Consider the following 23,618-nt stretch of genomic DNA (forward strand, 5'->3'; position numbering starts at 1 on the left):
TCCATCTCAGCAGCCAAAGCAGCTTCGGTGATCTGTTTAATCAACGGCGTTAGCAGTCCATCTTTCCCGTTGAGGTCTTGTCCAGATTGCAGTGCCTTAGCAAAAGCTTGAATATCAATTTCGTATTTGTCGGACATTGATGTATCACTCCCTGTTGAGGGTTAACTATAGGAGTGACACAGACTTTTGAACACTACCTAATGAAATCCAGTTTCTACTTGAGTACGTGCATGCAGTTCTTGCATCAGATGCGGAACCGGATGAGGTTAAATTCGATGAGGCTCGGTGCGCCGATCTGTTCGCCCTTAGCTCTAAGCTTAAAGAGCAGGCCATGTTATTCGCCATGGGCTCGTCTATTGATACAGAAAATGAGGATTTTGGGCCGGATACTGCGGATATAGAATTCCAAATAAAGTCAACATGGGTCATGCTTAGAGGGAACCGCTATCAAGTATTAGAAGGTGAGTTTTACAGCTACGTGCTTGCGCCACATGATGATGTATTGAAAGAGGTCTATGGAGTTGGTGCCACTGCGATTGCGGAAGGTTTTCAAGATATGGCAAATGCTACCCTTACGGGTCATGCGGAAGCAGCTGAAGAGATGATGAGGCAGTTCGAAGCTGCGCAGAAATTTGCCTTAGAGCAAGAAAAACCTCTTGAAGATGTTATGGAAGAATGGGTTTCAGCAAATGTAGATCAATCGGAAGCCGCTGGGCGAGCAATGGACGACATGCTCCGAGGCGGCACTGCCAATGTTAGTCGTCACACGAAATTACCACTAAAGCTATTGGCAGATTTGTCATATCGACGCGGTGAAGAAACTGAGTTTTTTGCTGAAGGTGACTTCGCCGGAACCCCGTATCGTACACTGCCTGCTCGCAAAAAGCCCTTAATCAAGCTGGGGGCGGACTACTTCGCTGTGGATCCATGTTTTACTCGAGACGCGGGGTATCGTTCACTTCTTTTTAATCTTTTGCAGCGAAAGCCAGACTATAAGAAATCTTTCATAGACCGCCAGAAAATAATGAGCGAAGGAGCGTTTCCAACAATCCTCTCAGGCCAATTGCCGGGCGCGGTAGTCTACCAAGAGGTTTACTATAAAGATCCAGCGACTAATCAGTGGTCCGAAAACGACACTTTGGTCCTAATCGATGATGTCCTCTACCTAATAGAAGCCAAAGCTGGTGCAGCCGCAACTATTGCTTCGCCTGCGCTCGATTTCAAACGGCACAGTCAGTCAGTACAAGACTTGGTTTTAAAGGCTTACAAACAGTGCGAGCGTTTTTTTAATTATTTAAATTCTGCGGATGAGGTTCCTCTCTACAGCCGAGCGGACGGTAAATATCATGAGTGTGGCCGAATCCGTCACTCTGACTATCGTGTGATGTTACCTATTGGATTGACAGTCGAATCATTCTCACCCATGTCTACTTTTTGTAAGGAATTACCACAGGTTGAACAGCTTCTCGGGAAGCATGCTTTTATATCAATGTCGATTGATGATCTGTTTGTCCTAAAGCGCATCCTCCCAACTCCAGGGATGTTTGCGCACTACATGGAGGTACGCCAGGCTGTTGCTGGCATGAAGCGTGCTCATCTTTTTGACGAGTTTGATCATCTTGGCGCATACATAACTAAGAACCGCTTTGATAAGGATATTGCAGACCAATTTAGGGAGGGTGAAGCAAACATGGTGGTATGGGACGGCATGAGCAATGTTATCGACAGAAGCTTTGAAGGGGAGAGCTGGGAAGACAGTTCAATTCCGATGCAAGAATTCCCGGATGAGTTGTTGATGCTGCTTGGGGCCCTCGACAATACCCGTTCACGAGGATGGCTCTCAGCCGAGAGTCTTGTACGCAACTATGGTGAGCAAGCACGTAAGGATCTTGCCAAGCTGTTGTCAGATTTAGGCAAAACGATAGGACAGTACACAGAGCGTTACTTCGCCTTTGCTGGCGATGGTCAGCCGCTATTCGTCTGGATGCAAAGCTCGGAGCAGGCTGCCGATTGGAAAAGGATAAATGACAAAGCAAGTGCAGCTGCGCTGTCTATTGCGTCTCCTGATGTTGTTGGTGTGTTTATTGAAGTTGGTAAAGGGCGTACCTATAAAAACGCTCAATGCTTCAAGGTTGATACACCTTCTGAACAGACTGCGGAGAATGCCCATATCTTTGACGATGCCAAGCGCATGAGTTTAAAAAGAAAAAAAACTAACGTCCCACAGACGGCAGATGAGTCGAAACCTAAGAAAGCAAAGAAAATTGGTCGAAATGAACCTTGCCTTTGCGGAAGTGGTGCGAAATATAAAAAGTGCCATGGTCGCTAAATAATGATGCATTCAATGGTGGCAGAGTTCCAATTGACCTTTAAATTAGATAGGTTTAGATGCCTTTTATTCACCATATGTGGGAAAAGTAAGGTAATTCAAATGCCGTATAACAAAGCGCTGGTGCGGTAAGCATGACGTTAATGAGTAATTGATAAGGATAATTATGAAACGATACGAAGTTACATTCTGCAAAGCAGGCACTGATAACGAAATGATTTTCATTGCGAGAGCTGTTGCTGGTGCTAAGTCAGTAGATGAGGCGGTTCGCGTCACCTATGAGCTTTTAAAACCAAAATATCCTGAAATAGAGATTGACGAACGGTTTGTCGGGTATTCACCTGACTTCGCAATGGCATACCCTGATCAGCCATGTGAGCTTGAACTTGCAACTCATTAACAAGCCGCTGAGATTCGTTACAGCCACAAAAAGCTTGGCTTTCACCATGAGTTGCTTCGCTCGCCTCTGGCAAGGCGTTGTATCCTAGGGTCATATAGAAGAAAGTAATCTGGTTCAGACATTGGCAATTTGGGGCGCCGTTACGGGAACTATCGGTACTGTAACTGGCGTTATCGGTCTGATTCTTCGTTACCGGGCGCATAAGAGAGATAACCCATGCCTGCAATGTGAATCCGACTTCTCCTTTGAACATTCCTCGGGAGAGGCCAACCCAAAACATAAAATTACAATCAGGTCTGTAGGTCGTCGTCCTGTAGCAGTGGATTATGTCAGGTACTTTGTGAGGCCTAGGCGCCGCAGACATCATGTTTTCAAATGGTATCACTGGGCAAATAAAAGGTGAGTCTACGATCAGACGCCAAGTAAACCAATAAAACTACCCGAAGGAACAAAGGAAAGCATCTTAATATCCGTTCCGAACGGCTTTCCCCTCGGCGAAGTGCAAAAAGCAGAGGTGCACGATCAGGCCGGGAATGCTTGGAAGGTCTCTTGGCCAAGGCGAGGACGGCTTCACACCTTGATTAGAAGTCAGGCCCTTGACGATAAACAGGAAGAAAACGAGCGTCAGCAATGCAAGGTTAAAGGCTATTTGGCTGGCGATCACTTCCACATTTATGCTCAGTGGAACCAAGAACCAGGGAAAAAGAACTCTTTCAAGGCGCGATTTTTCCGACTACAGACCCAGCAAGAGTATCAGCGGAAGTGGAAAGATCTGATAGAGAATCAGATCCCGAAGCTTCTGCGAGAAGAGGCTTCGGAGATTCAGTGATATAATAAGGTCGTTAGGTCGGTACCTTTCTTCACATATTACCTTAAAAAATCGTTAGCATTCTCATTAGCTCCACGCTCCCAAGAGCTATAAGGATGGGCAACAAAGTACACACCAGCCTCCAACTACTTTGCAATGGTTTCATGGCCTGCAAACTCTCTCCCGTTATCTTCCGTGGTGGTATGGACAAGCGTTGTTGATCAAATCATCTACCTAACGCACAGAGCCCAATGGGAGTACTTTTATCAATCAACTCGGTAACTAACAGGCATACCGAGTCTTATGACTTTGCTCATCGCTTTCATGTTGACCAATGCTTCGCCAACTTGTGCATCGTAATCAGGTAGTGTCAGCTGTGGACTGAGTCGTTTTTGGTCTCGAGGCATGCCGGTTTCTGATAGAAAGCGTTGATGATCCCCTTCTCTTCCATGATGTGTTTGCAGTACTAACCCTAGATAGCGGCGCCATCAATCCAAAAGGCAATCGAACCACGGTTTACTCATGCCTGATTGTATTACTTCCAGTTGCTTATTTTGTACTTGGCTTTGATCTGATCGCAGCTAGCGTGGTGAGTTCAATGATGCTGGAAACAACGCTGTTTCCGAAAGCAAAATCTCCGCTTTTCCATCCAGAGCTTCTTTTATTGCCCGCCACTCCGGCATAAACCGATCCAGCAGGTGGTAAAACCGCTGGCTGTGGTTGTGTTCCACCAGATGACACAGCTCGTGCAGAATCACGTAGTCTATGGCCCGGGTTGGGGCTTTGACCAGGTGCGGGTTTAGGAGCACTGCGCCTTCGGGTGAGCAGCTACCCCACTGGGTCTGCATCTCCATGATGCGCCAGGGCGGAACGGTTTGCGTCCAGGGCAAGGCGTCGACCATGAGTTTAAGCCGTCGCTCGAACACGTCCCGGGCCTTGTCCCGGTACCACTGGCTGACCGCTTTCTGCGTCCGCTCTCGACTGACGTCCTTACCTTGCACGCGTAACTGCCCGCCTAAGAGCTTGCAGGTCACTTTCTGCTGATTGGGGTCGTTGATCACCTTTAACACGTATCGCCGGCCCAAATACAGCATGCTCTCCCCGCTCACCCATTGTCGCGGGCGGACATCCCGGTGGCGCGCTTCAATGTCGTCCAAATGCTTTAGAATCCACCGAGCCCGGCGCTGGACGGCAGACTTGATCTCCGGCAGCTGCGCCGACTCCGGGGCGTCCACCTGCACCATGCCATTAGGATGCACATGCACCCTAATGGTGGCCTTCTTGTGATCAGGCACATAGCACAGGTGGTACCGGAATTCCCGACCACCGTAGCGGGATACGTACTCCAGCGGCTGTTCGTCCTGATGTGACTCTACGGAGGCCATCAACGGGCGACTCCATTACGCAGAATCTGCACCACTTCATCAAGCATGACCTTGGCTTTATCCAGCCCGATCAGGCCGAACAGCTTTGGCAAGAGAGTTTTGCGAACGTCCTGCTCAATACCGACCGGATTCAGGGAGTTTTCAGCCACGGCGCGATTCACCACTTGGTCGATCTCGAAAGCCTCTTGAATCAGCTGTTCGCCCTTTTCGGCTTCCAGTGCAGCGAAATCCTCGCCCACTACCAGTTTGAAGGCCCCATAGTAGGCCTGAGCGTGCTTGTTGCCCTCGAACCGGTCAGTCGGCAAATCGGGTACGTCCCGCGTTTCCACCATGGCTTCCAAATCGCTGAACAGCTTGAACTGCGCCTTGTAGTCGAACATGGATTCGGCTTTTTCGATGGCTTCTTGCAGCAGCGCTGAGAACACCTTTTTGGCATAGGGGTCGTCGCCAAGCTTTTCTTCGATGGTTTTTTTGGTACGCGTTTTGATTTTATCGGTTTCGTTTCGAGCCTTATCGTCTGACCAATAGTCTGGGCGGGTTTCGCCAATCGATTCAATCACCACTGCGTCTTCGCCTCTATCAACATCAACGCCCGTCACGTACCGGTCGATCAGATCCCGGATCTGGCCCTCGTAGGCGGAGTAATCGACAGTTTCCTGAGCATCCATACGCACGGTTTTTCGCAGCTCGGAGAACCACTTCAGATCCGCTTTGTACCGGCGAATATCTGCCTCAGAGAACGCCTTATCCTCAAAGAAGCTCTGGGTGGAGAGTGCGGTCTTCAAGCACATGCCGAACTCGGTCAACGCTTCGTAGAAGTCTTCCCGTAACGCTTGCCGGCTATCCATCTCTACGCCGTCCTCGTCTGACTCGTACTTGGGCATAAACACCTGGCGATAGGACTCTTGATCCAGTCGATTGTCGATGTGGCTGAAGAAACTCCAGAGCCGGTCGTGCAGTGCCGGCAGCTTTTTGTATTCCGTATCTACGTTGGCGTATAGGCCCTCGATGTCCTCGATGGCAAATCCGCCCTGTGTCTGGTCCTCGTAGTTCTGATAATCGCGGATCGCGGTATCCAGCTCTTTGAGGATACCCCGGTAATCAATCAGGTAGCCAAAACGTTTTTGAGGATGCAGGCGGTTCACCCGGGCAATGGCCTGGATCAGGTTGTGCCCCTTGAGCGGCTTGTCGATATAGAGCACCGCATTACGGGGTTCGTCGAAACCGGTCAGCAGCTTGTCGACCACGATTAAAATGTCCGGTGGCCCGTCGGTACCAAAATGCTCGATGATGGTCTTCTCATAGTCCTCTGGATCGCCCGTGACGTTTTTCTTCCACCATTCCTGCACCAGCGGCAGGCTGGTCTCGTCTACCTCAGTGTGGCCCTCCCGGGTGTCCGGGGCAGAAATCACGATGGCACTGGTCACCCGGCCCAGATCATCCAGCGCTTTTTTGTAGCGAATCGCACTGAGCTTGCTGTCGGTGGCTAACTGGCCCTTCAACTCCAGTCCGGCTTTTTTAAAGTTCTCGCTGAAATGCACGCTGATGTCGAAGGCATTGAGCTTGATGCGGTCTTCGGCGGTGTAGACCTGGCCCTGCTTGGCGTACTTGCGCTTGAGGTCGGCTTTCTGGTCGTCAGACAGGGACGCGGTTACCTTCTCGAACCAGGTGTCCACGGCTTTCTGATTTACGTTTAGCAGCGGCTTGCGCTCTTCATACAGCAGCGGGGTGATGGTCCCGTCTTCCACCGCCCGCTTCATGGTGTAGGCGTGGATAATGGCGCCGAACTTCTCGGCGGTCTCGCTTTTTTCCTTGTCCAGCAGAGGGGTGCCGGTGAAGGCAATGAACGACGCATTGGGTAGCGCCAGTCGCATGCGCTGGTGGTTCTCGCCGCCCTGGCTCCGGTGTCCCTCATCGACGATGACGATGATGTTCTCGGAGGGGTTGTAGCACTCTGGCTGTTTGGCGGCTGAGGCGAACTTGTTGATGATGGTGAAGATGATCCGGTCATTGCCCTGCCCAATGCGCCTGGCCAGATCTTTACCGGAGCGGGTCTTGGCCAGGGAATCGCCACTCTTCTTGCCGGCGATGTCGCCACCAAAGGCCCCGCCGGTTAGGAAAGTCTTGGACAGCTGTTTCTCCAGATCCACCCGGTCGGTGACCACGATGATCCGGCAGTTCTTCAATGTGTCGCTGAGCAGCAGGGCCCGGCATAGATAGACCATGGTGAAGGACTTACCGGAGCCAGTGGTATGCCAGAGCACACCGCCTTTACGCTCACCCGAGGGCTTAAAGTCAGAGATGCGTTCCAGCAGGGCCTTAATGCCGAAGGCCTGTGGGTATCGGGCCGCGATTTTGCCGATCTTCTGGTCGAACAGGATAAACAGCCGCAGAAATTCCAGAAAACGGTGCCGGTCGAGCAAGCCGACCAGCAGCCGGTCCTGCTCGGTGGGCATCACCGGCTTCGACCAGAGGGCTTCAAAGTAATCGCGGATCTTGCCGGGTTTGTCCTGAAACAGGGCGTCCTTGTCCGACGCTGACAGTGGCTGATTCTTGATGCCCTGAACGTACCGGTCGTCGAACTCCTCGTCTTGCCACTTCGACCAGAACTTCATCGGCGTATGCGTGGTGCCGTATCGGCCGTCGTTGCGGCTGATCGCAAACAGCAGCTGGGCGAAGGCGTAGAGGTACGGGATCTCATCGTTTTTCTGGTTACGGATGTTCTGGCTGATCCCTTCTTCCACCATGTCCTTATTGGGGTTGCCGGAGGCCGCCTTCTTGGCCTCAATCACTGCTAGGGGAATGCCGTTAACAAACGTCACCACATCCGGTCGGCGGGTGTGGGTGCCCTGGGCAGACAGCACGTCCATCTCCTCGGTGACATGGAACTGGTTGTTGTCCAGGTTCTCCCAATCGATCAGGTGGATCGTGGGCGTGGCCTTCTTGCCGTCGACAAACTCGGTCACAGTAATACCGAGCGTTAGCATGTCGTAAACGGACTGGTTAGCCGCCATCAGACCCTGCGCCATGGACGGCGTTGTGATCTCTCGCATCACCTGATCCACGGCCTGATCGGATAACGGGTACGATTCACCTTTGAACTCGAATCGACGCTGGCGCAACACCTGCTCCAACACTGGCTTTAACACCACATCCCGCTGACTGCCCCGAAGCGCCATGCACGTCGTGGCTGGCAGAAACGTCCAGCCCAGGTTAATCAATGTAGCCAAGGCCGGGATGTGGCTGGAATACTGCTCATTCCCTTGAGGGGTGGTGTTCATGCTTTATCTCCCAGCATTATCACTAATGGTCTTTTTAGAAGCGAGGGGAACATTTGATTTCTATTCTGTCTATATGGCTGGTTAGTCCATACTCGTTGAGTGTTCTGTTGCTGATTCAAGAGTTCGACCTTGATGCTCTTGCAACGTCATACCTTGCTCTGTTTTCCAGTCAACCCACCCATTAGAAGAAGCAAGAAGTAAAAACATCGATGCACCACTGGGTGTTTGGAACAGATAGTCACGCTGGAAAACAAACCGCTCACCTTGTTGCTCAATCACACCTTTAGCCAGTAGCTGGTCTCTCTTCTCAAAGAATCGTTGCTCTGTTTTGCGCTTCGTGGTCATAGGAGCTGATGACCCTTTTAAAACCACCATCCCCTCGTTGGTATAGATCCCCTTTGCGTCCACTCCGGTACGACGACAAAAGAAAGCTTGTTCTTCTTTAGCCGYGGTAGGTACCGTGAGTGGTTCAAATAATGGGTAGCCAAGGGTGGCTAAGAGTAAGCTACCAATTTCATGAATTTCATCACAATCGGCTTTTAACGGAATAGGCGTATGTGGCTTTTGCCCACCATTACCGTTAAGTAGCTCGTAGCGTTGACAGGTTTTCGCTTTTTCAATCGACAGGGATTCCAAATACAGCACATGAGTTTGCGTTAAGTTGTTGGTAAGAGACACCAGCACCAGCGCACGCTCCCAGTCCTTTTTCTCATCCTTATGGTGTTGCATCAGGCGACTACCCACATCGCCTGATTGACCAATATACAGCTCATCTTCACTCTCGCCTGACACCAAAAAATACAAACCCACCTGTTTGGCCTCAGGCATTTTTACAAACTCGGCCATATCATTGCGAGGCACCTCAATCAGGCGAATAATCGAAGTGGTTTGCTCGGCAATGCGAATTCCAGCGGGGTCGCCCGTGGGTAAAAATATCTGAATAGTACGAGGTCGCTTTTGCCCCATCATGCCGCCTCCGTTTCCACGTTCACCCGCCGCTTGCCGGTGAGGAGTTGTTGCATCAGGGCTTTCTTTTCCTGTTGAAGCATCGCCAAACGCTTTTCCAGAAAATCAAATTCCTGATCCGTAGATAAGAGGATTTCACCAATCGCCTTCTGTTCGGCTGGGTCAGATGGAATAAGCACTGCCTGTTTTTGAACATCCTTCTTTCCCAGCCCTAGCTGTGCCGTTCCATTAGCTCTGCGGCGAAGGCTTTTATTCACTTTGTCTGAATTTACGAGGTAACCAAGAAACTGGCTATCTGTACCATGTGGAGTTAACGCATAGACGTGATCAGCTAACAGGTATTTATTATCTTCTGGGATCACTCCAACACGACCAATAATGTTCCCGCCACCAATATCATCTTTGGGCATAACAAGCTGACCTTTGGCGAGATACGGCCCATCCAACGAGGTTTTTTTCGTTGGTGCCAGCCTACCCGTGCGGGTTACCGAACCCATATCAATGATATAGTTGCCGCCGATTTGATCTATGTATTTTGCTTTTGAAGAACCGGACGTTATCTCTACTAGATCACCTAACTGAGCAGAAGCCCACTCCCCCTCAAACCCCGGCAACCGCTTCTTCCCGGTCAGCAACTGCTGCATCAACCCTTTCTTCCGCTGCTGGCTGTTCTCAAGCAGGCGCTCGGTGGCGGTGATGGCCTGATCCCAGGTGGAGAGGAGCTGGGCGATCTTTTTTTGTTCGGGGATATCAGGTAATGCTATCGGTAGAGATCGAATGGTGGTTAGGTTGAGACCTGCTTTTGCGCCCGCATCATTCAACGCATTGATTCGACGATGATAGGGTTTCGAAGAAAGGAGATATGCTACGAATTTAGATTCTGACTCTGTTGGCTTCACCCTGACTAGCGCGGTGTGCTGGTTGATATAGGCTTCACCTAAGCCAGGTGGAACCCAACCAATTTTGCCCAACTCTGCCGTGATGGAAATTAGAATGTCACCAGTTTGAAGAGAAGTTCGTTTCCCATCAGCAGAGTCTGACTCGATGTTAACGAACTTCAGGTCATCCATTTTCAGGTGTATGCCATCCCTTCGAAGATTCGTCATCCGGATGAACTTGCTGCCAGAGTCTGAATAGAACTTTGCCCAATCACGGGAACCACTCGTTACTAGCGATGATATGTCCCCAATCTTTGTCGGCTTCCAACCTTCAGGCACCATAACCCAACTCCTTTAGATACCCTTCCATTTGCTCGTTCAGCTTCGCAATCTCAGCCTCGATTTCCTTCCGCTCCGCTTGCACGGCCATCAGGTCGATCTCTTCTTCTTCCTCGAAGGTATCCACGTAACGGGGGATGTTGAGGTTGAAGTCGTTTTCCTGAATTTCCTCCAGAGTGGCCACGTACGAATACTTGTCCCGGGTGTCGCGCTGCTTGTAGGTGTCAACCACCTTGGCGATGTTGTCATCGCACAACTGGTTCTGGTTCTTACCGGCCTGGAACTCACGGCTGGCATCGATGAACAGCACCTTGTTGTCGGTTTTGTCCTTGCGGAACACCAGCACGGCGGCCGGGATGCCAGTGCCGTAGAACAGCTTCTCGGGCAGGCCGATCACGGCATCCAGCAGGTTTTCTTCGATCAGCTTCTTACGGATTTTGCCTTCTGCTGAGCCTCGGAACAGAACGCCATGGGGTACAACGACCGCCATGCGGCCGGTCTTCGGCTTCAGGGTCTCGATCATGTGCAGGATAAAGGCGTAGTCGCCCTTGGACTTGGGCGGTACACCGCGACGGAAGCGAGCATACGGGTCGCCGTCCGCGCCCTCATGACCCCACTTCTCCAGTGAGAACGGCGGATTGGCCACCACCACATCAAAGTGCTTCAATCCGCCGTTTTCATTCAGCATCAACGGGTTCCGGATGGTATCGCCCCATTCGAGTTTGTGGTTATCGATGCCGTGCAGAAACATGTTCATTTTGGCTAGTGCCCAAGTGCTGCCAATGGCTTCCTGACCAAACAGGGCGAAGTTCTTGGAGCCGTCTTCCTTGCGAATCTGGTTGGCGCATTTCAGCAACAGGGAGGCTGAGCCACACGCGGGATCGCAGATTTCGTCGCCGGCCTGGGGATCAACGATCTCGGCCATCAACTCGGAGACTTCTGGCGGGGTATAGAACTCGCCGGCTTTCTTGCCGGAGGTGGCAGCGAAATTCTTGATCAGGTACTCGTAGGCGTTACCAATCACATCCAGCCTCCCGATCCGACTCGGACGCAGGTTCAGTTCCGGCCGGAAGAAGTCCTCGAGGATGTAGCGCAGGAGCTCGTTCTTCTGCTTTTCGTCGCCCAGTTTAGTCGAGTTGAAAGAGATGTCCTGGAACACATCGGCCAGCTTGACGATATTGGCTTCTTCAATGGCGTGCAAAGCCTTGTCGATCCGCTCACCGTTGCCAGGCTCATGGCGCTTGTCGTGCAGGTCGTAGAAGCTGGAACCCCGGGGCAGAACGAAGCGCTCGTTCTTCATCAGCTCTTCAATCAGCTCCGGCGTATCGCCGTATTCAGCCACATAGTTGTCGTAGTGATCCTGCCAAACGTCCGACAGATACTTCACGAACAACATGGTTAGCACGTAGTCCTTGTAGATGCTGGGGTCTACCGTGCCCCGGAAGGTGTCACAGGCGTTCCAGACCGCTTTGTTGATCTGTTCCTGCTTTACTGCGTCGTTGCTCATATCAATTTCCTGTGAAGTGATCCGGATGAAGAATATGGTGTCCGACAGCATCAAGCATGCGCCGTCGGTTTTCCATTAACTGACTCAAAAGTTTTTGCTCACTGGTGGCAGCATCAGATAGCTTGACCATCAGCTTCTGTTGTTCAATGGATGGTATGACGATGGGTAAGTCACCCAGCTGCGATTTGGTAATGCTGGGTGCCGCCGAGCCTTGGGAGCAAGAGGCAAAGTACCGTTGGGCATCTACATGGTTGAGCTGCCAGGCCAGAAACTCAGGCAAGAGCCGGGCCACCTCCGGTTTTAGGCGTATGTGATAAAAGTTTGGCGTGCACACTGTATTGCTAGGAACGTCGGCTATCACTGCCGCATGGTTACGAGTGCCTTTAGCCATGAATATCAGGTCGCTGGGGCATAGGTAATTGGGGTGCTTTCGGCCCGGCAGCTTGACCCGGTCGAGGGCTTTTGCGTCTTTGTCACTCAGGCGCTCTCCGAGAATAATGTGCCGGAACTGCACCACGTAAGCGTCCCCGTTGCTATCGATGGGGAGCTTTCCCCGGAACGGGTAGCCGGGCTGGATAGTCGCCAAGCTGCGCAGAGGGCGTTTTTGTTTGAACTGCTCGCTCATGCAGTATGCTCAATGATGCAATAATAGTTGAGCATCGTAATTCACTATGCATCACCAGGCAAGATGCATGATTTGCTTAAAATTGCTTGCGCTTCTCTTCTTCGCTTTTTCAACTAATTCTAAAAGGACCGAGTCAAACGTCCACCGTACTATCTCTCTCCGCTATCTTTGCCATCATCCACTCTTCGACTTCACTCTCCAACCAGGCCTTACGCTTACCCATCACGGAGATGTTTTTGGGGAAGTCGCCTTCTTTCATCAAGTTGTAGATGCTACTGCTGCACAGTGAGGTCTTTTCCATAACTTGTTGTAGTTTTAAAAGCTTCATGATTGGTCCTTGTTAGGTAGTTCAACTCATAACAAGTCCCCATGCGTTAATTTTTACCTTGACTAGCTTTTGGGGTACCCACTCCCCTAACCAACCTGATTTCAGATATATGTCATCGATACGCATAGCCACATCAATCACTTAAAGGAGACTCCCTATGCGTACGTCACACACTCCCCTATTTACCCCTGCAGACAACTACCCTGCCCACCAGCCATCTGAGTTGAACCAGCTCTTAGAGCACGCGGCAGAAGCACTGGCCCAAAAGTACAAACGCGAAGGCACCTTCACGAGCCCCAACAACGTGATGGAATACTTAAAGCTCAAACTCGGCGCGTACGATCGTGAAGTGTTTGCGTTGATGCTGCTGGATAATCAACACCGGCTGATCCAGTTCGATATCCTGTTCTTTGGCACCATTGATGCCGCGTCTATCTATCCACGCGAAGTGGCGAAAGCGGCACTGAGTCACAATGCAGCTGCCGTTATCTTTGCGCACAACCACCCCTCTGGGATTGCTGAGCCGTCACAGGCAGACCGACACATCACTGACAAATTGATCAAAGCGTTGGGCCTTATTGATGTTCGCGTTTTAGATCATGTGGTTGTCGGTGAAGACTGTGTGTCTTTCGCCGAGCGAGGCTGGATCCCAGTCGTGTAGCGGCTTCGCAGGCCATTTTTACACGTCACACATGCACACAGGCAGCGATACCTTTCCCTGCTTCTCATTATGTTAAAACGGGAAGCAGCCAACCCAGGCGCAACAAGGGTCTGGTTGTCGCTGTCGTGCTGTGCTTCTCAAAACCTCCCTCTGTGAAGAAAAAAGGAAGTAAGCCATGTCAGAAGTTCAAGCCATCAAAGATGCTGAGACTGTTCAGCTTATCGGCCACCTATTGAGTATTCGTTATCATCGCCAAATGGCCGACGTCTGGTATATCGGGTTAAACCTGGCGTTACGTATCTCCGATCTGCTTGCTGTTAGGTTCGACGATATCCACGGTGACCGATTGCGAATCAAAGAGCGTAAGACAGGTAAGATTGCTGATATCCAGCTCAACCCCAAAACACTGGCGCGCATTGAAAAGATACGGGCAGACCATCCTGATCACGTCTACCTGTTTCAATCTCACCGCTGTCAGCAGATTAAGCAGTTGCCGCCTAAACCGCTCTCTCGGCGCGCTGTTACTCTCGCCTTTCAACAGGTCGGGCAAGAGCTCAACCTCTCGTTAGGGACGCACTCAATGCGAAAAACACGCGGTTATATGCTGTATCAAGCTACAAAAGATATTGGTCGGGTGATGAAAATGCTGCGCCATACCTCAGAAGGCATCACGCTTCGTTATATCGGGATCACGCAGGAAGATGTCGACAATGATTTTATTGCCTTAGAGATATGAGGTAAGGCCGCACCATGACAGTACGGCCGACGGGATTTTAAATATATATCATCAATAAAAAACGATTGTGCACGATTTACTTGGTGCTAGAGCCAAAGCAACGAAACCCCTCGTTGCGACGCTTGGTTCTTTTTTTGGCTAAATAGCTTAGTCGATAGAATATATCTTTATATTCCTGCTCAGCGCGCTTAGAGCTCTCAGGACGACCGTGAAGGTAGTAAATGCTATTATCAGGGATATGCACTAACCCCATCGCTTGATTGTTACACAGGCCGATTGCCTTCGCCCAGGCACGGACAATGATATTATATAAACCATCACCGCATTCGACGTTCTCAAACTTCCCCCAGCAATAAAACCTATCCTTGTTTAATACCAACGCGAAATGATAATGATCGTTGTGTGAATGATTACGCTCCCTTGCCCAAGCATATCGCACCTTACAACGATGCACCCGCTTACCCTTCGCTCGCTTCTCACACTCTTGCTTTGCCATTTCTAATTCAATAGCTCGAATAAATCGTTTAATCGTGCCTTTTTTCCATCGCTCGAAGAAGAGGGCCTCATCACGCTTCAGAAAGTCATCAGACTCATCAGTAGCTGGAAACCTTAAGTCAAGACGAGCAACAGTAAGGTTATTATAGTCCTGATAACCATCAGCTAACATATTGCGTATTTTCTCTAAGTAACGTGCCTTACATTCATTGATAGGTAGAAGGATAGGAAAGTCTTTGTAGGTATGTGTGTCCATCTCATGCTCCTCTGTGAGTACTACAAAGGAACACTGGTTATATTATTTTTTACCTTATCTTCTTTACTGGTAATGGGTATATGAAGAGAAGAGCGAATACGTATATTACTATACCGACAACACCCCCTCCCACTGTGACCATGTCACCCACCAGCCAACCTAGCCTCTCCCTCTGTCACCGACGAACTGAGTATGTGGAAGTTATGAACCCTATCTCCAGGCAGGAAAAACCCAGTTTAAGAGCGGTTTCTATGGGTATACCCCTTTAATAAAATCACTGCAAAACCACTATAAAGTTAGTATAAAACCACGATAAACACTCTTTAAAACCACGAGACATTTGTCATAAAACCACGATAAATACTACACAGTAATACTTTAGTTATGTACGATATAGGGCATATTTTGTTACAAGGTAATGGTAATGAGTTTTAACATAAGAGAACCTAGACCCCTCAAACCACAGTTGAAAATACGCTCATCAAAGGAGCGAATGTTTTACATTAATTACTTGCAAGAAAACCTAGGAATAAAAAAGGGTTCATTGCTGGAGGAGCCAGTTCTCATATTCCAAAGAGCAGATGAAAAAATAGCGAGCGAGAGAGGGCATTCTGACCTTGCTAAAAAAATGAAGAAAGCGTTCATCAACAGCAGAAAAGAAAACGGCGCTCTCGATTGGGTAAAAGAAGCTGAGCCAAGATTTCTATATTGGGCTTTAATTTTTATGAAAAAACATAAAAAGGATATCCATGGGGCTTTGTCGCGACCTATGCTCATAGACCGACCTAACAGAGTAGGAAGAAAAATAAAAACGATATCAGAAAAAGAACTCAATGACCTATCCTTAGACATAAAAAGAATAAGAGAGGAGATTGAAAACAGCTTTATCTTCTCTGAAATGAGTAACACGGAAGTTGAGGATGTCAACAAACTCCTGGTAGAGGAATGGCTAGAGATAGAGAGTGACAAACGGATAGTGAAATGGATCACTGATAACGAGATCCAAATTGAATGGGCTTGGGATTATCTGACTTATCAACATTTTTTCAGAGATAGACTGCTCAGGTTCTTAGCGAAGAGTGATAAGAAACAAGCGCTAATCACAGGCTTTGACTTACTGAGCGAGAACTTAGACAAAAAGGACTTGCTCATCTTAAATATGAAAAGGGCTTGGAGCCAAAAGAAGTTCAGAGATAAGAAGAGCGGCAAAAAGCCTTACAGCATCAGCTTAACTGAAACAGCAAAGGGAATGCTCGACGAGCTAGCCGATAGAAAAGGAATGCGTATCAACGAGCTTGTAGAGACATTGATTCGTGAAGAAGGTGAACGGTACGGTTTTGAAATAAAAGACTGACACAGAGCGTTTGGGATGGTGATGCGTTTGAGCATGAGGAGGCTGGCTCTCGCTGCCAGCCTACAAGCCCCTGCTAGCTTGTTTTGGCCGATGGTAACGGGTGAACATTCTCCTGCGTTAAAGACAGCAACTTGTCGCCCCAAGCCTCTAAGACGTCCCGCTGTTCATCGAGATACTCATAGTGGTTGTACACCCTAAGCATCCCTGGGCTGGTGGCCAACGACCTTTTCAATGACAACAATAACTAACCCCATTTCGCTACAAAATATGCCACCTCACCAAGAGGTGGGTAACATGGTGGGTAACAATCGATATTCAAGAAAGAATCCATCATAACTAACTGATAAATAGCAATATTTAAATAAAGCCCACATTCAGATCCAGAATATTGAGTAATCACTAGCAATTCTCAGCACTGACGTTCAGACAGATAGAGATAGCTCGAGCGCTATACATTGAGCTGCCTCTATCTGCTTACCCTATATTCGCTCAGCCATTATTTGCCCTACATTTGAGGCTCGTGGCGACAAAAGACACGCATCGGTCTCTAGCCTACCGCCAACTTCGCCGCTTGCTGCCACATAAAGTTTGGCATCGGGGTGACCAGCTCCCACGTAATATCCATCGGCTGAGAGCCGGTGTGTGAGATATAATTCACTTCGCCAAAATTCACAAATCCCATGGTACGCCCGAATTCATCTTTGGTTTGCTCTCGTACAAACAAAAACAGGCGCTTCCCTATCTTTTGATGTTGAATGTAATCTTTGCCTCGGCCTTTATCAGGACGCGAGCTGTTTTGCGATTGCCAGTGAAAGAGCGACGCATTAATCGCATAATCGTGATACATGGTTGTCGGGGAAAATTGCTTTTCATTTTTATCCAAGGTGACAAATAGCAACTCAATGTTTTGATCTTTAAGCGCATAGAGCCCCTCTCGTGCAGGTGGCTGCCGCTCCAAGGTGGTAGCGCCAAACCCAACCAAGATTTGCTCACGCGCATATCGAGCATGAAGCCGTAATGGCACATCAGGTAAATCGTCCATCCTTAACTGTTCATGCTTGGTTTGTGCCAGTTTCCAGTCCACCACGTCCATTAATTCTGCTTTGATGCCCAGCCGCCTTAACGCGGCAACGCTTTGCGCAATGGATGAAAAGCCAAGAGCTGGCCCTGTTTGTTGCCAAACATCATAATGGCACATCAGTCGATGCCGTTCGCTACCCGTATCAGGCGCAAAATCTGTTTGGCAAAGCTGCTTTAAAAACTCTAGATACGCATGATCATCAGTGGTTAAAATCCGCTGAAAAATCGCCTTCTTAATTGTTTTAAATGCACTTTCATCAACAGGAGAGTCATTGACCTGTAGATCTGCTTTGAACACCAGTTCTGACCAACAGCCTCGCTTGTATAGTTCGTTCAAATCAATATGCGGATACAGGGTTAGGAAGTTCGCTAGCGTCAGCGGCAGGTGGGTGTGCTGAGGATATTGCCGAACCATTGCCGCTAAGGACCTTAGCGTTAACGACGCTTTGCGAATGTTATCCAAGACCATTTCTTGGGTGCGTTTAGTAAGCTCAATGCGACAGCCCAAAGGCGCATGAGGGAAGCCTTGCTCAATCTCACGGTTAATCGCACGAGCGCTCTTACCCACCAGCGCCCGAAACTTGTTTGCAAAGTCATACTCGGGACGCGAATGACCGACAAAGTCGAGGACGGTGCAGCACTCTTTGCCCTCGGCTAACCGTAAACCGCGGCCTAGCTGCTGAAGGAAAATGGTTAAACTCTCGGTGGGACGCAGAAACAATAAGGTATCGACTTCAGGGATATCGACCCCCTCGTTGAAAATATCAACCACACAAAGCACATTGACCTCACCGGCGCGCAGCAATTGCTGCTTTCGTTGGCGATCATGCCGATTGTCGCTGGTCAACACATCCGCCTTAAGCCCTTGCAGTGAAAACTGTTGAGCCATGTATTGAGCGTGTTCTTTACTCACACAAAAAGCGAGTGCTTTCATACGGCTAAGACTCGTGATGATCTCGTTCATGCTGAGTAATATCTTATCCACCCGTGCTTGGTTGGAGGTATAGAGGTTAGTCAGCTGTGCAATATCATAGCGGCCACGCTGCCAAGGAATGGTCCGTAGATCGGTATCATCATCAATACCAAAATATTGGAATGGGCAAAGATGACGACGGTTAATCGCCTCTGGCAACCGAATCTCAGCCGCAATAACACCACCAAAATCCGCGAGAATATCGCCGCCATCGTGACGCTCGGGTGTCGCCGTCAGACCCAGTAGTATTGACGGCGAAAAGTGGTGCAAAACCGCTCGATAACTGCTCGCAGCAATATGATGCACTTCATCAATCACAATGTAGTCATAGTAATCGGCCGTCAAGTTGAGCGTATCGAGCTGGTTGTTCAATGTTTGAATCGAGACAAATAGCTGCCGGTAATGATCTGGCGTGTGACCACCGACCCACAGCTCGCCAAAGGTACTGTTACGTAATACGCCTCGATAGGCCGCACGCGCCTGCTTAAGGATTTCTTCACGATGAGCCACAAATAAAAAGTTGGCATCAGGGTGTTTTTTCAAAAAACAGGCAAAATCAAACGCAGAGATCAGTGTCTTACCAGTGCCTGTTGCCGCCACCACTAAATTGCGAAAACGCTGATGCGTCTGACGTTCAACCGTCAGCTGCTCCAGAATTTCACGTTGGTGCGGGAAAGGAGAGAGATCGAAGAAAAACGTAGCACTACCCTCGTCACCACTGCGCTGCTGCCGAAGGGCCTGATTCAGTTTTTCGGTACTTTTTGCATCTCCGTCAAATCGTTCAAATTCATTCGACGCCCAATACGTTTCAAAGGTGCTGAGTGATTTATTGATAATGTGGGGAATTTCTTGCGAGGTAATTTTGAGATTCCACTCCAACCCATTCGTCAGTGCAGAGTGAGAGAGGTTTGACGATCCGATATAACCGGTGTGATAGCCGGTCTCGCGTAAAAACAAATAGCTTTTTGCATGCAGACGCTCGCGCTCGGTATTGTAGCTTAACTTCACCTCGGTATTGGGTAAGCTGGCTAAGTACTCCACCGCTTTCGCATCTGTCGCGCCCATGTATGACGTGGTGATGACCTTTAACTCGCGGCCACTGCGAGTAAAGGCTTCCAGCTCTTTACGGAAAATTCTTATCCCCGCCCACTTGATGAATGATACCAACCAATAGATTTTGTCTGCGGATAAAATCTCTCTTTTCAGCTCTGACTCCAATGAAAGACCCGCATTACTGCCACAAAAAAGCTCACTCTGCGTTAAGCCGGTGAGTGGGAAAATATCTTGCACATAGCGCGCTAAATCAGATGCTATCGGGTTTTCAAACTCATAAAGGGCCGTCAGGATTTTTCCCTGACTCGCGAGCAAATTATCGTCGATAATGTCTTTATCGTGGATCTGGGTTTTCAGCCAAAGCAAGAATTGGTTGGATAGTGTGATTTGCTGCTCTAGGCGATCATCACTGGCAGGCACGGCGTCGAGTACATGGTGCAAAACATGCGATAAAAAACGAGACAACCAAACTGACGCCTCGTTGCTGGTAAGCGCTCGCTCACCAACATAAAATCTTTCTCGATCAATACGGCTCTCAATAAGCTGCGTTACCAGCTGCTCATAAATTCCGACCTGCTGCATTTTTCCTTCCACGTGATGAGCCAGTTTCACCTTACAAACCACGGGTTGTAGGCGCTATGAAAGGATCACTTTTCTATACTTTTCAAACAATAGCAACAAAGAGTTAAGTCACACTCTCATCTGAGGTCAACACAAAGTGACTTAATAGGTAACAATGTGTAGACCTAGAGGCGGACATAAAGGCTTTCAACCAATCAAAACTGAACGATATTTTTGCGAACAACGCTTCACGACGGCTATTAGCTTGCTACAAAGCGCTTAAACCACCGTTCAAAGGACGCAGAATTATCGTGAAGCTGGTAGGCCTCAAACAGCTGATGCAAATAGCGTGACGCCGCATCGTAGCCACTGGGGCAAGTGCGATTTGCTTGCTCGTGCGCTTGCTGACAGCCAGGCTCACACTGGCGATAAATAGCGGTTAACGCGTTCGCTGAAAACACCTCACAGTTATACGACAATCCCTACCTCAAATACTCTCCCCGTGTTCGATGCGGTAGCCAAGATCGATGTGGCTCGGCCAGGTGTCAGCGCCGCGGAGTCGGGCGATAAGCTCGGTGGCGGCGACGCGGCCGATTTCTTCTCGGGGGGTGATCACTGTCGCCAGTTTGGGGAGCATGGCTTGGCTGATGTCGTGGCCGTGAAAACCGGCAATCGCAATGTGTTCCGGCACCTTGATCCCGCGTCGTTGGCACTCATATAAAGCGCCAATCGCCAAGTCATCGTTGGTACAAACAATGCCATCCACCTCGGGATGTAATTCAAGGAGCTGGCCGAGTAACTTGGCCCCTAAGGTAAATGACGAGGCGTCTTCAGTTTGCAGGCTGATCGGCGTTTGCTGGGTTTGAGCAATCGCTTGATGATAGCCCTCAAGCTTTAACCGCGTGCGCTCATCCATACGGGCAGCAAAATACGCAATGCATCGGCGCCCTTTTTCAATCAGGACGTTGGTCATATCGCGCGAGGCTTTGGTGTTGTCAAAACCGACCGCTTGCTCGAGGCGTGGCGACACGCTGTCCATGATTTCAATCACCGGAATCGAGGCGGTTTGCAGCATTTTACGCGCTCTATCGGTATGGACATTTTCGGACAAAATGATCGCATCGACGTTATACGAGAGCAAAGACTCAATGCTCTGCTCCTCAAGCGCGGCGCTGTAGCTGTAGTGGGCAATCATGGTTTGATAGCCCTCTGGTGAGGTGACGGATTCAATCCCACGGATCACTTCGGCAAAGACTTGGTTGGTCAGGGAAGGTACCAGTACGCCAATTGCATGGGATTTTGCATTGGAGAGAATATCGGGGGCACGATTGGGAATGTAACCCAGCTCCTCTACCGCCAATTGGATTTTTTCGCGGGCGGCGTCCGAGACCATCGCCGGGTCGCGTAAACAGCGGCTTACTGTCATTTTGGTGACGCCGACTCGATCGGCAATGTCTTGTAATGTCGGTCGCTTTTTCTTATTCGCCATCTGGGTCTTTCGTTGATGCAGTCTTGTTTTAGCTCCATCATACCCACTCTTTGGCCCTTTTTGTTGTTACGTGTAACAAAAAGGCGCGCCCATCACAGCGCGCGTTGGCTTATCGTGTTTGTTGTCGCTTTGGCTGCTCACTCCAGGTCAAATGGTACTGGCGTGACCCATCATCATCGACACGTGCATAACCATGGGCGCCAAAATAGTCGCGCTGAGCCTGAAGCAAGTTAGCGGGTAACACCTCGCTATGAAGAGCATCAAAATAGCTCAATGACGCCGCCATCGCGGGAATAGGCACCGCCGCTTGCGCGGCACTGGCAACGGTCGCTCGCCAGCCGGGAGCTTGGCGGCTCATCGCCTCGGCAAAGGGCGCGACGAGAAGTAAGTTAGCAACATCTGGCGTCTGTTGATACGCACCAGCAATCTCGCTTAAACATTGCGCGCGGATAATGCACCCTGCCCGCCAGATCTTGGCAATTTGCGCAAAATCCAGTGTCCAACCTTGTTGCTGCGCGGTGGTGTTGATCAGATCAAACCCTTGGGCATACACCGATAATTTGGCGCAATACAGGGCGTCGTGTAGGTTTTCAAGCTGCGTATCAATATCATCATACGCAACAGCCGCTGAGTTGGTACGGGTTTTCGCTGCCGCCACTCGCACCGCTTTTAAGCCACTTTGGGCGCGTGCAAACACCGCCTGGGCAATGGTCGGGGCCGCGACACCGGTTTGCAGCGCATTCACTGCCGTCCACATGCCTGTCCCCTTTTGGCCGGCTTTATCCAGTACCACCTCGACGAACGGCTTACCTGTGATAGGGTCTGGAGTTTGTAAGATCTCGGCGCTGATTGCCATCAAGTAGCTATTGAGCGGCCCTTGGTTCCAACGAGCAAAACATTGGCCAATTTCCACCGCCGACATTCCTAATGCTTGCGACATAAAATGGTACGCTTCCACGATTAACTGCATGTCCGCATATTCAATGCCGTTATGTACCATCTTGACATAATGACCCACACCCGCACCGCCCAAGTAAGCGGCACACGGCTCCCCCTGCTCAAACTGGCCCACAGGCTGACCGGCGTGATCCACTTTTGCCGCAATCGCCAACCACATGGGTTTAACCTGCGCCCACGCTGACGCATCGCCACTGGCCATCAGCGAGGGGCCGGTACGCGCGCCCACTTCCCCACCGGAGATGGCGGTGTTAAAAAAGCGCAACTGCCCTTGGTAGTCGTGGGCGCGCCGCTCACTATCTGTCCACAGGCTGTTGCCGGTATCGATAACAATATCGTCAGGTGCCAGGCCCGCCGCCAACAACTCATCGATCACCTGATCAACAACTTCGCCGGCGGGCACCGACAAGGCGATAACACGCGGCGTTTGCAAACTGGCCAGCAGCTGAGATAGCGAATCGACCACCGTTAGCTGGCCTTTTCCCGAGACCTGATTGAGGGGCAGCGCGGCCTCGCGCGCCGCTTGCCGGTGATGCGGATCAATATCAAAGCCTGCGACGTTAAAGCCATGATCGACAAGGTTTAAAGCCAGGCTTTTCCCCATCACACCTAATCCAACCAGACTTATCTGTGATGGCATCATGACTCCACCTCCTTTATTTGTTGCAACGCGTGCGCGACCACGGTGTCGACGGGGTAAGAGATATCGACAAACAAGGCCTCTTCGGCGCTGGGCTCAACCAAGGCGTCAAATTGGCTACGCAGCATGGCTTCACCATGAAAATAGTGGTTAGCCCGTTTTTGTAGCCGTGACCAAATCGTGGCGTAATCCCCTTGCAGGTAGACAATCACTAACTCTGGGTTGTTTTGTCGCAGAACGTCACGGTACTCCGGTTTTAATGCTGAGCAGGCAATCACCGCCGCTTCGTTGTCGGTGTACAGACGGTTCAAGGTGCGCAACCAGCCACTACGGTCAGCATCAGTCAGTGGGATCCCTTGCCGCATTTTTTCTACATTGTCAGCGGGATGATAATCGTCACCGTCATAAAAAGGCAGGTCGAGTGCACGGGCAATTTCACTGCCAATCAGGCTTTTGCCGCACCCTGAAACCCCCATGATTAATAGTTTTTTTACTTTCATTACACACCACAACCCTT

The 23,618-nt window shown here is 50.0% G+C and carries 19 protein-coding genes and 4 pseudogenes; 5 read left to right on the forward strand and 18 right to left on the reverse strand.

The features are described 5' to 3' along the window. Positions 1 to 137, reverse strand: a pseudogene (locus BZG23_RS16930) (IS256 family transposase); the annotation flags it as partial. A gap of 194 nt (positions 138 to 331) precedes the next feature. Here BZG23_RS16930 and BZG23_RS08970 point away from each other — a divergent pair. Then, positions 332 to 2,329, forward strand: coding sequence for a YecA family protein (locus BZG23_RS08970; RefSeq protein WP_241837202.1), 1,998 nt, complete (start codon positions 332 to 334; stop codon positions 2,327 to 2,329). A 166-nt stretch (positions 2,330 to 2,495) separates the two neighbouring features. Then, on the forward strand, positions 2,496 to 2,729 hold the full coding sequence (locus BZG23_RS08975; protein ID WP_077606737.1) for a hypothetical protein: 234 nt from the start codon (positions 2,496 to 2,498) through the stop codon (positions 2,727 to 2,729). Positions 2,730 to 3,192: 463 nt separating this feature from the next. Here BZG23_RS08975 and BZG23_RS16570 read toward each other — a convergent pair whose 3' ends face one another. The 10 genes and pseudogenes from BZG23_RS16570 to BZG23_RS09015 form a co-directional block, all read right to left on the reverse strand. Further along, the gene (locus BZG23_RS16570; protein ID WP_131825374.1) at positions 3,193 to 3,399 is read right to left on the reverse strand and encodes a hypothetical protein; all 207 of its coding nucleotides are present in this window, start codon (positions 3,397 to 3,399) and stop codon (positions 3,193 to 3,195) included. A 200-nt stretch (positions 3,400 to 3,599) separates the two neighbouring features. Continuing rightward, positions 3,600 to 3,746 (reverse strand): annotated as a pseudogene (locus BZG23_RS16475) (IS30 family transposase); the annotation flags it as partial. Positions 3,747 to 3,803: 57 nt separating this feature from the next. After that, positions 3,804 to 3,971, reverse strand: a pseudogene (locus tag BZG23_RS16755) (IS5/IS1182 family transposase); the annotation flags it as partial. Positions 3,972 to 4,118: 147 nt separating this feature from the next. After that, positions 4,119 to 4,922, reverse strand: a complete 804-nt coding sequence (locus BZG23_RS08985; RefSeq protein WP_077606739.1) for a M48 family metallopeptidase — start codon at positions 4,920 to 4,922, stop codon at positions 4,119 to 4,121. Next, positions 4,922 to 8,203: a type I restriction endonuclease subunit R gene (locus tag BZG23_RS08990; RefSeq protein WP_077606740.1), complete on the reverse strand. Its 3,282-nt coding sequence runs from the start codon at positions 8,201 to 8,203 to the stop codon at positions 4,922 to 4,924. The genes BZG23_RS08985 and BZG23_RS08990 overlap by 1 nt, the downstream gene beginning before the upstream one ends. An 81-nt stretch (positions 8,204 to 8,284) precedes the next feature. After that, positions 8,285 to 9,172, reverse strand: coding sequence for a GIY-YIG nuclease family protein (locus tag BZG23_RS08995; RefSeq protein ID WP_077606741.1), 888 nt, complete (start codon positions 9,170 to 9,172; stop codon positions 8,285 to 8,287). Then, on the reverse strand, positions 9,169 to 10,389 hold the full coding sequence (locus tag BZG23_RS09000) for a restriction endonuclease subunit S (protein ID WP_077606742.1): 1,221 nt from the start codon (positions 10,387 to 10,389) through the stop codon (positions 9,169 to 9,171). Before BZG23_RS09000 ends, BZG23_RS08995 begins: the two co-directional genes overlap by 4 nt. After that, positions 10,379 to 11,893 carry a type I restriction-modification system subunit M gene (locus BZG23_RS09005; protein WP_077606743.1) on the reverse strand — a complete coding sequence of 505 codons (1,515 nt, stop codon included), beginning with the start codon at positions 11,891 to 11,893 and terminating at the stop codon, positions 10,379 to 10,381. The genes BZG23_RS09000 and BZG23_RS09005 overlap by 11 nt, the downstream gene beginning before the upstream one ends. 1 nt (position 11,894) lies before the next feature. Then, complete coding sequence (locus tag BZG23_RS09010) at positions 11,895 to 12,518, reverse strand: restriction endonuclease subunit S (RefSeq protein WP_077606744.1); 624 nt, start codon at positions 12,516 to 12,518, stop codon at positions 11,895 to 11,897. A 133-nt stretch (positions 12,519 to 12,651) separates the two neighbouring features. Further along, positions 12,652 to 12,846, reverse strand: a complete 195-nt coding sequence (locus tag BZG23_RS09015; RefSeq protein ID WP_077606745.1) for an AlpA family phage regulatory protein — start codon at positions 12,844 to 12,846, stop codon at positions 12,652 to 12,654. Between the two features lie 157 nt (positions 12,847 to 13,003). Between BZG23_RS09015 and radC the strand changes: the two genes are divergently transcribed. Next, positions 13,004 to 13,507 (forward strand): RadC family protein, encoded by a 504-nt coding sequence (radC, locus tag BZG23_RS09020; protein ID WP_021024425.1) that lies wholly within the window; start codon positions 13,004 to 13,006, stop codon positions 13,505 to 13,507. A 175-nt stretch (positions 13,508 to 13,682) separates the two neighbouring features. Then, positions 13,683 to 14,243, forward strand: coding sequence for a tyrosine-type recombinase/integrase (locus BZG23_RS09025; protein ID WP_046075171.1), 561 nt, complete (start codon positions 13,683 to 13,685; stop codon positions 14,241 to 14,243). A 76-nt stretch (positions 14,244 to 14,319) separates the two neighbouring features. Here BZG23_RS09025 and BZG23_RS09030 read toward each other — a convergent pair whose 3' ends face one another. Then, positions 14,320 to 14,994, reverse strand: coding sequence for an inovirus Gp2 family protein (locus BZG23_RS09030; protein WP_077606746.1), 675 nt, complete (start codon positions 14,992 to 14,994; stop codon positions 14,320 to 14,322). A 493-nt stretch (positions 14,995 to 15,487) separates the two neighbouring features. Between BZG23_RS09030 and BZG23_RS09035 the strand changes: the two genes are divergently transcribed. Then, complete coding sequence (locus BZG23_RS09035; protein WP_077606747.1) at positions 15,488 to 16,348, forward strand: hypothetical protein; 861 nt, start codon at positions 15,488 to 15,490, stop codon at positions 16,346 to 16,348. 73 nt (positions 16,349 to 16,421) lie between these two features. On the opposite strand, the pseudogene BZG23_RS16760 reads toward BZG23_RS09035, so the two are convergent. From BZG23_RS16760 to BZG23_RS09065, 6 genes and pseudogenes are all read right to left on the reverse strand, one after another. Continuing rightward, positions 16,422 to 16,611: pseudogene (locus BZG23_RS16760) on the reverse strand (tyrosine-type recombinase/integrase); the annotation flags it as partial. A gap of 284 nt (positions 16,612 to 16,895) precedes the next feature. After that, a complete protein-coding gene (locus tag BZG23_RS09045; RefSeq protein WP_077606748.1) occupies positions 16,896 to 20,036 on the reverse strand; it encodes a DUF3427 domain-containing protein in 3,141 nt (1,046 codons plus the stop codon). Between the two features lie 239 nt (positions 20,037 to 20,275). After that, the gene (locus BZG23_RS09050) at positions 20,276 to 20,494 is read right to left on the reverse strand and encodes a hypothetical protein (RefSeq protein ID WP_131825375.1); all 219 of its coding nucleotides are present in this window, start codon (positions 20,492 to 20,494) and stop codon (positions 20,276 to 20,278) included. Between the two features lie 8 nt (positions 20,495 to 20,502). Further along, entirely contained in the window at positions 20,503 to 21,504 is a 1,002-nt protein-coding gene (gene gntR / locus BZG23_RS09055; RefSeq protein WP_077606750.1) for a gluconate operon transcriptional repressor GntR, read from the reverse strand. A 109-nt stretch (positions 21,505 to 21,613) separates the two neighbouring features. Continuing rightward, on the reverse strand, positions 21,614 to 23,104 hold the full coding sequence (gene gndA / locus BZG23_RS09060) for an NADP-dependent phosphogluconate dehydrogenase (protein ID WP_077606751.1): 1,491 nt from the start codon (positions 23,102 to 23,104) through the stop codon (positions 21,614 to 21,616). Then, entirely contained in the window at positions 23,101 to 23,601 is a 501-nt protein-coding gene (locus BZG23_RS09065; RefSeq protein WP_077606752.1) for a gluconokinase, read from the reverse strand. Before BZG23_RS09065 ends, gndA begins: the two co-directional genes overlap by 4 nt. Positions 23,602 to 23,618 lie beyond the last annotated feature (17 nt).

It is taken from the genome of Salinivibrio sp. ML290 (assembly GCF_001995695.1).
GTDB lineage: Bacteria > Pseudomonadota > Gammaproteobacteria > Enterobacterales > Vibrionaceae > Salinivibrio > Salinivibrio siamensis.